10 protein-coding genes are annotated in these 11,942 nt (G+C 61.5%); 7 read left to right on the forward strand and 3 right to left on the reverse strand.

Annotation, left to right across the window (positions count from 1 at the left end):
• Positions 1 to 25 precede the first annotated feature (25 nt).
• The gene (locus BKK79_RS15520; RefSeq protein ID WP_156811382.1) at positions 26 to 1,351 is read left to right on the forward strand and encodes an MFS transporter; all 1,326 of its coding nucleotides are present in this window, start codon (positions 26 to 28) and stop codon (positions 1,349 to 1,351) included.
• A gap of 139 nt (positions 1,352 to 1,490) precedes the next feature.
• Here BKK79_RS15520 and trmB read toward each other — a convergent pair whose 3' ends face one another.
• Positions 1,491 to 2,267 (reverse strand): tRNA (guanosine(46)-N7)-methyltransferase TrmB, encoded by a 777-nt coding sequence (gene trmB, locus BKK79_RS15525; protein WP_071014835.1) that lies wholly within the window; start codon positions 2,265 to 2,267, stop codon positions 1,491 to 1,493.
• Positions 2,268 to 2,578: 311 nt separating this feature from the next.
• The gene (locus tag BKK79_RS15530) at positions 2,579 to 3,220 is read right to left on the reverse strand and encodes a substrate-binding domain-containing protein (RefSeq protein ID WP_071037997.1); all 642 of its coding nucleotides are present in this window, start codon (positions 3,218 to 3,220) and stop codon (positions 2,579 to 2,581) included.
• A 121-nt stretch (positions 3,221 to 3,341) separates the two neighbouring features.
• On the opposite strand from BKK79_RS15530, the gene BKK79_RS15535 reads away from it, so the two are divergent.
• Positions 3,342 to 3,647 carry a helix-turn-helix domain-containing protein gene (locus BKK79_RS15535; protein ID WP_071037998.1) on the forward strand — a complete coding sequence of 102 codons (306 nt, stop codon included), beginning with the start codon at positions 3,342 to 3,344 and terminating at the stop codon, positions 3,645 to 3,647.
• A gap of 37 nt (positions 3,648 to 3,684) precedes the next feature.
• Here BKK79_RS15535 and BKK79_RS15540 read toward each other — a convergent pair whose 3' ends face one another.
• The gene (locus BKK79_RS15540; protein ID WP_071037999.1) at positions 3,685 to 4,575 is read right to left on the reverse strand and encodes a LysR family transcriptional regulator; all 891 of its coding nucleotides are present in this window, start codon (positions 4,573 to 4,575) and stop codon (positions 3,685 to 3,687) included.
• Positions 4,576 to 4,853: 278 nt separating this feature from the next.
• Between BKK79_RS15540 and BKK79_RS15545 the strand changes: the two genes are divergently transcribed.
• The 5 genes from BKK79_RS15545 to BKK79_RS15565 are packed head-to-tail and all read left to right on the forward strand — an operon-like array spanning position 4,854 to position 11,835.
• Positions 4,854 to 5,768 carry a WYL domain-containing protein gene (locus tag BKK79_RS15545; RefSeq protein WP_071038000.1) on the forward strand — a complete coding sequence of 305 codons (915 nt, stop codon included), beginning with the start codon at positions 4,854 to 4,856 and terminating at the stop codon, positions 5,766 to 5,768.
• Between the two features lie 4 nt (positions 5,769 to 5,772).
• On the forward strand, positions 5,773 to 6,246 hold the full coding sequence (gene brxF / locus BKK79_RS15550; protein WP_084084737.1) for a BREX-3 system P-loop-containing protein BrxF: 474 nt from the start codon (positions 5,773 to 5,775) through the stop codon (positions 6,244 to 6,246).
• A gap of 35 nt (positions 6,247 to 6,281) precedes the next feature.
• Positions 6,282 to 10,022, forward strand: a complete 3,741-nt coding sequence (locus BKK79_RS15555) for a DUF6079 family protein (protein ID WP_232346221.1) — start codon at positions 6,282 to 6,284, stop codon at positions 10,020 to 10,022.
• Positions 10,023 to 10,033: 11 nt separating this feature from the next.
• Positions 10,034 to 11,212: an AAA family ATPase gene (locus tag BKK79_RS15560; protein ID WP_071038001.1), complete on the forward strand. Its 1,179-nt coding sequence runs from the start codon at positions 10,034 to 10,036 to the stop codon at positions 11,210 to 11,212.
• On the forward strand, positions 11,206 to 11,835 hold the full coding sequence (locus BKK79_RS15565; protein WP_071038553.1) for a DUF4276 family protein: 630 nt from the start codon (positions 11,206 to 11,208) through the stop codon (positions 11,833 to 11,835). The genes BKK79_RS15560 and BKK79_RS15565 overlap by 7 nt, the downstream gene beginning before the upstream one ends.
• Positions 11,836 to 11,942 lie beyond the last annotated feature (107 nt).

An 11,942-nucleotide genomic window follows, 5' to 3' on the forward strand; every position in this document is an offset into this window, starting at 1 on the left:
ATCCGATCTGAGCGAGGGCCTGATGATGACCAGCATCACTCACAAGCACCCATCGTCTTCTGCTTCACCCGCCGCGCCCGATCCCGCGCATCGAGCGCAGGTGGCCCCGGGGGAGATCGCTACCGGAGTGGTCATCGGCCGCGCTTCCGAGTACTTCGATTTCTTCGTCTACGGGCTCGCCTCGGTACTGGTCTTCCCGTCGGTCTTCTTCCCGACCATGGAGCGGCTCGAGGGCATGCTGTACGCCTTCACGATCTTCTCCTTCGCCTTCATCGCCAGGCCGTTCGGCACGGCCCTGTTCATGAAGATCCAGCGCCGCTGGGGACGCGGCATCAAGCTGACGGCCGCGCTGTTCGTGCTGGGCACGGCCACCGCGGGGATCGCCTTCCTGCCCGGCTACAACAGCCTGGGCTTCTCGTCCATCGTGCTGCTGTCCTTCTTCCGCGTGCTGCAGGGCATCGGCTTCGGCGGCTCGTGGGACGGGCTGCCGTCGCTGCTTGCGCTCAACGCGCCGTCGCAGCGGCGCGGCTGGTATGCCATGATCGGCCAGCTCGGCGCGCCGATCGGCTTCATCGTGGCCAGTGCGCTGTTCCTGTTCCTCTACACCAGCCTGGACGGCGGCGACTTCCTCGACTGGGGCTGGCGCTACCCCTTCTACGTCGCCTTCGCCATCAACGTGGTGGCCTTGTTCGCCCGCCTGCGGCTGGTGGTCACGGAAGAGTACACCCAGTTGCTGGAAGAAGGGGAGCTGGAACCGATCAGCACCGCGGAAATGTTGCGCAGCCAAGGTTACAACCTCTTTATCGGTGCCTTCGCCGCACTGGCCAGCTATGCCCTGTTCCACCTGGTGACGGTGTTTCCGCTGTCGTGGGTGGTGATCGGCGCCACCCAGGACGTGGCCAACGTGCTGGCGGTGCAGATCGTCGGCGGCTTCATCGCGATCGTGTGCACGCTGGCCTCGGGCCGCCTTGCCGACCGCATCGGGCGGCGCACCACACTCGGCCTGATGGCGGCGCTGATCGGCGTGTTCGCGCTGTTCGCGCCCTACCTGATGGGCGGCAGCGCGGTGCGCCAGGACATCTTCATCCTGGTCGGCTTCGCCCTGCTCGGCCTGTCCTATGGGCAGGCCGCAGGCACCGTGACCGCCAATTTCGAGCGGCGCTTCCGCTACACCGGTGCGGCCTTGAGTTCCGATTTCGCCTGGCTGTTCGGTGCCGCCTTCGCGCCGCTGGTCGCGCTCGGCCTGTCGTCCACGTTCGGACTGGTGGCCGTCAGCGCTTACCTGCTGTCCGGCACCGCCTGCACGCTGGTGGCGCTGCGTATCAACCGGGCACTGGAAACGCGCGACTGAGGCCGGCGCCGGGGCCTGCCGCCCGTCCGGGCACTCCGCCAAAGCAAAGAGGCCTTCCCAAGGGAAGGCCTCTTTGCGTTCGGCTTGCCGCTGACGCGGGCGTGGGCGCCGATGGCGCCACGCATGTGCGCAGCCGTACTCAGTCCTGCCGGCGGAACACGACGTCCCAGACGCCATGGCCGAGGCGCAGGCCGCGGCGCTCGAACTTGGTGACCGGGCGGTAGTCCGGGCGCGGCGCGAAGCCGCCGGGCGCATCCGAGGTATTGCGCAGCAATGGCTCGCCCGCCAGCACTTCCACCATCTGGTGCGCATATTCTTCCCAGTCGGTGGCGCAGTGGATGTAGCCGCCGGGCTTCAGGCGCGAGGCCAGCAGCTTGACCAGCGGCGGCTGCACCAGGCGCCGCTTGTTGTGGCGCTTCTTGTGCCAGGGATCGGGGAAGAAGATGTGCACGCCGTCGAGGCTCGCCTCGTCCAGCATGTGCGCGATCACTTCGACCGCATCGTGCTGCAGGATGCGCACGTTGCCGATGTCGCGCTCGCCGAGCAGCTTGAGCAGGGCGCCCACGCCGGGTTCGTGCACCTCGCAGCCGAGGAAGTTGTCCTGCGGGCGCAGCGCGGCGATATGCGCGGTGGTCTCGCCCATGCCGAAACCGATTTCCAGGATGGCGGGCGCTTCGCGGCCGAAGGCGGCCTGCCAGTCCAGCGGTTCTGCGGTGTAGGGCAGCAGGAAGCGCGGGCCCTGTTCGTCGATGGCGCGCTGCTGGCCGGTCGAGGTGCGGCCGGCGCGGCGCACGAAAGAGCGGATGCGGCGCGGGTGGGCCACGCCCTCGATGTCGGCGGCCTCGGGCGCGAGATCGGCTTCAGGCGCGGCGCCCGGGTCCGGCGTCGGGTCGGTGGGGGTGGATTCGGGAAGCATGGCAACAAGAAAGCCGCCGGGCGGATCCCCGGTCCGGCGGGTGCGCACGGCGCGCCGTGCGGCGCGGTGGGCCGGGACCGGCTGCCTCTGGCGGCCTGGTTCAGTATGCGGTGGAGCGGGCGATGGGAATCGATCCAATCATTCAACCCATTGATTAATAACGGGTTTCCCAAGTTCGGATGTCCGGTTTGGGCCGTAAATGATACCAGTTTTGCCCTCCTGATGGATAGATGCATCCACTGCGGTCTTAGGGCAGCCACTGACAGCCACTGAGTTGTGTGCCCAGCGGCCTGCTCCTAAGCGAAGCGGCATCAGGCGCCCTGAGCTTGTGCTACATGCAGAGCTCTGCTCTCGAATCGCACGGAAACAGAGTTCGCTTGCCCCTGGGGCCTATGCAGGTGCGTCACGATCTCGTAGGGGCCGTCGTCCAGGGGGCGCATGCTGACTCCCCATCCATGGGCGTGCTTGATGCGCGATTGCGCGGATAGCCCGACACCGTAGCCGGCAGAAACCCATAGCGCCATCATCTCGAAAGACGTCACGTATTGAAGTTTTTGCGGGTCGGCGGACGGGAGCGAGAGCAGCCGATGGTCCAGTGAAGAACAGGCCTCAGCCTGCAAGCGAAAGATCGGGTAGTTCTGTAGGTCAGCGATGGTGAGCGATGCCTGATCCAGCAATGGAAACCGCAGCGGCATCGCAACGGCCATGCTCTCAACCCACAAGGGCTGGGTTTGGATGACCGGATCGCTCGCCTCTTGAAGCGACACCCCTACGTCGTAGCGGCCTTCACGAAGTCCATCAAGCAACTCGTCACCTGCAACCTCAAAGAACCCGATGCTGACCTCTGGTTCTTGCGCACGTTGCAGCGCGAGCAGCGCCGAAAGCCGAGATGACGATACGCCTGGCGCTATCGCAAACCTGAGGTGGGCGGGCTGGCTGGTGATGTTGTCCATGGAGAACCCACAGAAGCGACAAAGCAGGTCAAGGGCAAACCAGCATCATAGTAAAGAGAGAACTTTAACGTCTATATATTTAACGTGGTTAATTTAAGAGGATTGTTTGACGCTTCTGCCGATGCAGAAGCTTACTATTCAGCCAGGTCGTCCACCTGGCACACCCACCTATGAATCCGAACCAGCATTAGCTTTCGGGCGGGCCGTGCGCGCGGCCCGCGTCGCGCACGGCGTCGCTCAAGACGACTTTGCATTTCAGGCTGGAATATCGCGTTCACACATGGGCAAGATCGAACGCGGGGAGCATGTGCCGACGCTTCCCCTGATACTGAAAATTGCCGCCGCGCTCGGGATCAGCGCCAGCGAGTTGATGGCGGCGACTGAAAAGAACCTCAACTCTGGCAGTGAGCCGCAAGACTCGCCATAAACAGCCGCGAACTTCAGTTACAGCTCGTGCCGCCGCATCAATCGCCCGAGTGCTCGCGCAGGCGCGCAATGAACCGCTCCACCGATACCGGCAAATCCTCGCTGACGGGCCGCAGCAAGTAGGTCGTGATGATCGCGGAATCCATAGCCAGGGGACGGATTACCACATCGGGGCGCGGGCTCGCCGCGACCCTGGTTGCCGTGATGAAGCCAACGCCGTAGCCAGCACCGACCAGGGTGAGCATCATATCCAGCGAGGACACATGCTCGACAACGTCGGGCTCACGCTCCAACGGCCGCAGCAGCCGCGTCAGTTCGCGGTAGCAGCCTTCGCATGTCTGCGGGTCGCATAAGACCAGTGGGTAGCTCGCAAGCTGGTGCAGCGGAACGGCCTTGTGTGAAAGCAAAGGGTGCCGGGCAGGTACGGCGACCACCAGCGAGTCGTGCCAGAGCGGCTCGGTCACGATGTCATCGCCGACCTCCGCCGTGTGCGCGAACCCGATCGAGAAGTCGCCCGAGCGTAGCCCGCGCAACTGCTCGGCCAACGGCACTTCGGACAGACGAATCTCGATCTCCGGCTCTTCCTCGCGGCAACGGGCCAGGAGGGCTGACAGCCGGGGATCGATGGCGCCGTCGGACACTGCAATGCGAAGGCTTCCGCTCAGGCCCGAGGCGACCGCCTGGACGTTCTCCTGAGCCTGCTTCAGCGCGGCGAACACCCTGCGCACGTCTTGCAGGAAAGTTGCGCCCGCCTCGGTAAGCACCGTACCTCGGCGGTTGCGCACGAAGAGCACTGCACCCAGGTCGTCCTCAAGCTCCTTGATGGCGCGGGACAAGGGTGGTTGTTCGATATGTAGGCGCTCGGCGGCCCGTGTGAAGTGCAGCTCCTCTGCGAGAGCCACAAAGCAGCGAAGGTGTCGCAGTTCCATGGGCCGTGCTCCTGCTCCCTATCAAGGATCTATTCGCACCAGTCTTCGTCCGCGATGGCCTGCTGGATGCACCCCATTCCACGCCGATCCTGGTGCGCTCCGCTGGGCTGATTGCCTACTCGTCCACATCAGATCTCTCATTTGCGCCTTAAAAAATGGTTATCATAATGCAGCATACTAGCAAATCAACTTAGATTTATAGACGTCTTTTCAAGCAGCTCATATACTTTCTGCAGAAACCCGCATAAGCATTCGTTATTCCGAACGAGTCAACCAGAATGCCCCACGAACAACTTACCGATCTAACCCAGCCACAACGCGACCGCCTCGCGTTCGTGGAGTTGCGCCTGCGCTTCATGGGGGAGATGCGCCGCCAGGATCTGGTCACGCGCTTTGCTATCCAGTCCGCTGCTGCGTCCAGGGATCTGGCGCTGTACAAGGAGCTTGCCCCGGGCAACATCGACTACGACGGCAAAGGCAAGTGCTACGTCCTTGGGCCGAGCTTCCAGCCGATCTTCACCTTCCCGCCCGAGCGGGCGTTGTCGTGGCTGACGCAGGGGTTTGGCGACGGTGAACCAATGCACATCAAGGCGTGGGTGGCCAGCGAGAGCCCGTCCCGGCTCACCCATCCTGACCTGGACATCCTGGCGAGCGTGACTCGTGCCATCCACCACGAATGCCCGCTGGGTATCGAGTACCACTCCATCTCCAGTGGCCGCACCACACGCGAGATCGTCCCGTTCGCGTTGATCGACAACGGCCTGCGCTGGCACGTCCGCGCCTTCGACCGCAAATCGCAGGAGTTCCGGGATTTCGTCATCACCCGCATCAAGCGCCCTGTGGTGCGCAAGGGGCAGCCCGTGGCGCCCCACGAAATGAACGATCAGGACATTCAGTGGACACGGATTGTCGAGCTGGAGCTGGTTCCTCACCCGGATCAGCCCCGGCCAGAAATCACCGAAATGGACTACGGCATGCAGGGCGGCGTGTTGCACATGAAGCTACGCGCCGCCACCGCCGGCTACATCCTGCGCAAATGGAGTGTGGACTGCTCCCCCGACCATAGCCTGCGCGGCCCTGAGTACCGGCTTTGGTTGAGGAACCACCTCGCCATCTATGGTGTGCGCAGTGCGGTGCTGGCGCCGGGTTATCGCTCCCCTGATCAACACCGGCTCGAAGCCGAGACAGACTGATTGGATGAGCATGCTCGCAAAACTGGAACGACTCATCGGCGAAATCGGCGACCTCAACAGCAAGTTGATCCTGCTGGTCGGCCCCAGCCGCAGTGGCAAGACCCAACTGCTGCGCCAGCTCAGCGCCAAGCTCAACATCGAGCCGCTCAACGTTGGCCTGGAGCTGGGGCGCCGGCTGGCCGCCACGCCGAACAACAAGCGCAGCTTCTCGGCAGGCGAACTGCTGCGCGAGATCGCGCTGCTTGAACAATTCGGGGAACGAACCGAAACCCCGCTGCTGCTCGACAACCTGGAGTTGCTGTTCGAGCCCAGCTTGCAGATCAACCCGCTTGACCTCGTCAGGCGGCTGGCTCACTCCAAGCGCGTCGTGGCCGTCTGGCCTGGCGAGCTGCGCGGTGATCGGCTGATCTACGCCGACATGAGCCATCCAGAACATCGTGACTACAGCCAGGACGGTGTGGTCGTACTCGAAATTTGACCGAATTTACGAAAACTGCGGGAAGAGAGAAACCTATGGGCACGAACATGAAATACGGAGATTTGATCCAGTTCGAGCAGATCGAGTCAGTCATTCAACTGCTCGATGCCGGACGCCCGGACGAAGCCAAGAAGCTCGTCGCCACCTATGTCATCTCCGACGACATGGCCGAGCGGATCTCCAAGCTCATGGTTCCCCAGCTCAGTTTCGAGGATTCGGTCGATCACAAGGGCGTGCTGATCGTCGGCAACTACGGCACCGGTAAATCGCACTTGATGTCGGTGCTGTCGCTGGTGGCAGAAGACGCCGCTTATGCGCCGATGATTCGCCACCCCAAGGTCGCCGAGGCGGTTGCCTCCATCGCCGGAAAATTCAAGGTTCTTCGCATCGAGGTGGGCGGTCTGGAAATGCCGCTGCGCCAGGTCATCACCCAGCAGCTTGAGCGCTTCCTCGACAAACTGGGCGTCAGCTACAGCTTCCCGCCGGCAGATCAAGAACTCAACAACAAAGAGTCTCTTGAAGAAATGATGGCGGCCTTCCATGAGGTCTACCCAGACCAGGGCCTGCTGCTGGTGGTCGATGAGTTCCTGGAATACCTGCAATCGCGCAAAGACAACGAACTGATTCGCGACTTGGCAATCCTCCGTCAGATCGGCGAAGTCACCAAACATCTCAAGTTCCGCTTCGTGGCCGGCGTGCAGGAAGCCATCTTCGACAGCGTGCGCTTCCAGCACGTCGCCGACAGCATGCGCCGAGTCAACGAGCGCTTCACCCAAATCCTCATCGACCGCCAGGACGTCAGCTTCGTCGTCTCCGCGCGCCTGCTCAAGAAGACGGCTGACCAGCAGAACAAGATCCGCGAATACCTCACGCCGTTCGCCAAGTTCTACGGCTCCATGAACGAGCGCATGGACGAGTACGTGCGGCTGTTCCCGGTGCACCCGGACTACCTGAAGACCTTTGAGCAGATCCACTTCACCGAGAAGCGCGGTGCACTCAAGACCATCGAGGCCGCCATGCTGGCCATCCTCGACCAGGAAGTGCCCGCCGACAAGCCGCTGTTCATCAGCTACGAGAGTTTCTGGAACACCATCAAGGCCAACTCTGTCTTGCGCGCCGACCCGAACATCAAGGAAGTGATGCGCGTGTCCGAAGTGCTGGAGTCCCGCGTGCAGCAGGCTTTCACGCGCCCGGCCTACAAGCCGATGGCACTGCGCGTCATCAATGCGTTGGCCGTCCACCGCTTGACCACCGGTGGCGACATCCACATCCCCATCGGCCCCACCGCAGCCGAACTGCGCGACGCCCTGTGTCTGTTCCAGCCTGGCGTGGAGGACATGCCCGGCGACCCGGCCGAGAACCTGCTGTCGATGGTGCAAACCGTGATGCGGGAAGTGCTGAAGACCGTCAACGGCCAGTTCATCTCCAAGGCGCCGGACACCGAGCAGTACTACCTCGATCTCAAGAAAGACATCGACTACGACGCGCAGATCGAAAAACGCGCCGAAGCCTTGTCCGACGACGCGCTGGATCGCGCCTACTACAGCGCCATCAAGGCGCTGATGGAGTGCAGCGACGACCTACGCTACCCCGGTTTCCAGATCTGGCAGTACCAGGTCGAATGGCAAGAACGTCGCGTCGAGCGCATGGGCTACCTGTTCTTTGGCGCGCCGAACGACCGGCCCACGGCACAGCCTGAGCGTGACTTCTACATTTACTTCATCCAGCCATTCGACAGGCCGAAGTTCAGCGATGCCAACCTGGCGGACGAGGTGTTCTTCCGTCTGAAGTCACCCGACGAAGACTACAAACGCTATCTGTCGCAATACGCTGCGGCACTGGACCTGGCATCCACCGCCAGCGGCGGCGCGAAGGCCGTCTACCTATCCAAAGCCCAGGACTCGCTGCGGTCCATGAGCAAGTGGCTGCAAGAAAAGCAGATGACCGCGTTCGAGGTCACCTACCAAGGCAAGACCAAGACGCTACAGGACTGGGCCAAGGGCGTGTCCCTGCGCGAGCGGGCACGCCTGGGTCCGGAAGAACGCATCAACTTCCGCGACGTGGTGAACATAGTCTCTGGCTTGGCACTGGGCCAGCGCTTTGCTGACATCGCGCCTGAATACCCCACGTTCTCGGTGCTGGTCACCGAAGCCAACCGCAAGCAATTGGTGGGCAACGCACTGCGCGCACTGGCAGGTGGAACGCGAACCAAGGATGCCGTTGCCATTCTCGATGCGCTGGAACTGCTCGATGGCGACCGCGTTGATCCCGCCAACTCCCGCTACGCGAAAGAGGTGCTGAGCTGCCTCAAGGCTAAAGGCCACGGCCAGGTGCTCAACCGCAACGAACTGCTGTCTGGCTCGTCCGACATCGAGTATTTCGCGCCGATCAAGTACCGGCTGGAGCCCGACCTGCTGGTCACCGTGCTGGGCGGCCTGGTCTATTCCGGTGACCTCGTGCTGTCCATCACTGGCGACAAGATCGACTCCGGCAAGCTGGCGCAACTCGCAGAGCGCTCGCTGGAAGAACTCAAGCAGTTCAAGCATGTCGAGGCCCCCAAGGAGATCAACCTCGCCGTGCTACGCGCCTTGTTCGAGCTGTTCGACCTGCCATCCGGCCTGGCTCAGAAGGCCAGCCAAGGCGATACCGAACCCGTCATCAAGCTGCAAGAGAAGGTCAGCGCGCAGGTAGCCCGGATGCTCAAGGCCGGTTCCGACCTGCAGCAAGGCAAGCTCGGCTTCTGGGGCCAGAACCTGCTGCGCGAAGAAGAAGCCAAAGACTGGTACGCCCGACTCGACTCGCTGAAAAAGTTCACCGAGTCGCTGACGCCGTACAACACCGTCGGCAAGCTCAAGAACCTGCGCGTGACGCTGGATGATCTGGATAGCCAGAAGAAGAATCTGGAGATTCTCGCCGCCGTTGAGCGCCTGCTCGAATTGGTCGCGGATCTGGGTGGCACGGCGTCTTACCTCTCCCAGGCCGAGATGGTGCTGCCCACCGAGCATCCGTGGGTGAAGCAAGCCGAGGCAGCCCGCAAAGCCCTACAAGACAAGCTGAGCCAGGACCGCACGGCTGAGCACGCTTCTGAGTACCGGCAAACCCTGGGCCAGCTCAAGAAGGACTACATCGCTGCTTACATCGCCAGCCACAGCAAGGCACGGCTTGGCGTGGCCGAAGACAAGACCCGCAATGCCCTGCGTCGCGACGAGCGCCTGCTGGCACTGCGCGTATTGGCCGGCGTGTCGTTGATGCCCACTAGCCAACTCACCGCGTTCGAGGAATCCCTCAATGGCCTGAAGAGCTGCTCGTCGCTGGATGAGCCGACGCTGGTCACGACCGCCGTCTGCCCGCACTGCCAGTTCCGCCCGTCCGCTGAGCAACTGGAACTGCTGCCCGCCGCCAACCGCCTGCACAAGCTGGACGACGATCTGGACGAATTGCTGGCCAACTGGCAGCAAACCCTGCTGGAGAACCTGGAAGACCCGTTCACCCAGGAGAGCCTGGGCCTGTTGCCCACCGCCAGCAAAAAGCTGATCGACGCCTTCCTAGCCTCACGCACGCTGCCGGCCCCATTGACCCAAGAGTTCGCCAACGCCGTGCAAGAGGCGCTGTCGGGATTGGAGAAGATCGAAGTCAAGAGCGACGAGATCAAGCAGGCGCTGCTGCAAGGCGGCTCACCCGCCACGCCGGACGACCTGCGCAAACGCTTTGATGCACTGATCAGTGACCGTAGCAAAGGCAAAGATGCCACCAAGCTGCGCTTCGTGATCGAGTGAAGGAGAACAGCATGCTGCTCAAATCACTGAAACTGACCAATTTCCTGAGCTTTGGCGAGTCCGCGCAGGTGCTAGAACTGCGCCCGCTCAATGTGGTGATCGGCCCCAATGGGTCGGGCAAATCCAACTTGATCGAAGCCATCGACCTGATTCGCTCCACGCCAAGCACCTCGGAGAAATCCAACCTGCTGGCGGCCATCCGCGATGGCGGTGGTGTGCGTGACTGGTTGTGGAAAGGCGCAATCAAAACACCACACGCAACCATTGATGCGGTATTCGACAACCCAAGAGCGTCCCAAAATTTGCGCTATGTGTTGAGTTTTTCTGAAGTGGGGCAACGCTTTGAGATCCTAGATGAGCGTGTCGAACACGAGCAGCCGGACTATGGACATACCAACCCCTATTTTTACTACCGTTTCCAGAACGGTCATGGTGTGCTCAACATCAAAGGCAATGAGCGACGCTTGCAGCACGAAGACATTGACTCCACCGCGTCAATTTTGTCTCAGCGCAAAGACCCCGATCAGTATCCAGAACTGACTTGGCTAGGTAATTCTTTCGGAAAGATGCGGCTCTACCGCGAGTGGACCTTTGGGCGCTACACCACACCAAGACTGCCGCAAAAGGCTGACTTGCCAAACGACCTGCTGGAGCCGGACGCCAGCAATCTGGGCTTGGTGCTCAACCGGCTGCGCCGCGATCCAGAGGTCAAAAAGAAGCTGCTCGACGCACTGCGCGCGCTGTACGACGGTATCGACGACTTCGATGTGCAGATCGAAGGTGGAACGGTGCAGGTGTTCTTTCAGGAAGGCAAGTACATCGTCCCCGCCACACGGCTTTCGGACGGTACCCTGCGTTACCTGTGCTTGCTGGCCATCCTTTGCCACCCCAATCCGCCGCCACTGATCTGTATTGAAGAACCCGAGTTGGGCCTGCACCCCGACGTTCTGCCAACGCTGGCCGACCTGCTCAAAGATGCGTCAGATCGCACCCAACTGATCGTCACCACCCATTCTGATGTGCTTGTCGATGCCCTGACAGACCAACCAGAAGCGGTCATCGTTGCTGAGCGCGGCCCGCAGGGAACCACACTGACCCGACTCGATGCCGACAAGTTAAAACCTTGGCTGGAAAAATACCGGCTGGGCCAACTGTGGACACGCGGCGAGATTGGGGGGACGAGATGGTGAAGTTGTACGTCGAAGGTGGCGGTGATACGGCAGCATTGAAAACTGCCTGCCGCGAAGGATTTACGACATTCGTCACCAAGGCCGGATTGAAGAACCGCCCACGAATCGTGGCATGCGGGAGCAGACGCGATGCGTTCGATTCCTTTTGCACAGCAATTGCCAGTGGCGAAGAAGCTTTTCTGCTCGTGGACAGTGAAGATCTCGTCAATGCTCAACACCAGCAAGGACAGCCGGATACCTGGCAACCATGGGCACACCTGAAAACCAGGCAGGGAGACGGCTGGGACAAACCGCAGCATTCCGCCGACACGGATTGTCACCTCATGGTGAAAATCATGGAAAGCTGGTTCCTCGCGGACAGGGATGCACTCAAAGCATTTTTCGGACAGGGTTTCAAGGAAAACGCCTTGCCTGCTGCCGACAACGCCATCGAAGGCATCGCGAAGCAGCAGGTCTATAGATCCCTGGAGCAGGCCACCAGTAACTGCAAGACCAAAGCCGTTTACGGCAAGGGCGAGCACTCGTTCAAGCTGCTGACGAAGATCGACCCGGCCAAAGTAATTCAGGCATCGCCATGGGCCAAGCGGTTCGTAGATGAATTGCGCAAGAAAATGGATGTTTGAGGTGCAACCTATGCCTATGACAACGAATGCAACCAGTAACTTGCTAGATCTGGCTGAGCAATTGGTTCATCGCTGCCGGCTCGCCGCACCCAGTCAAGCGGAAATTG

The organism is Cupriavidus sp. USMAA2-4, from assembly GCF_001854305.1.
Taxonomy (GTDB): domain Bacteria; phylum Pseudomonadota; class Gammaproteobacteria; order Burkholderiales; family Burkholderiaceae; genus Cupriavidus; species Cupriavidus malaysiensis.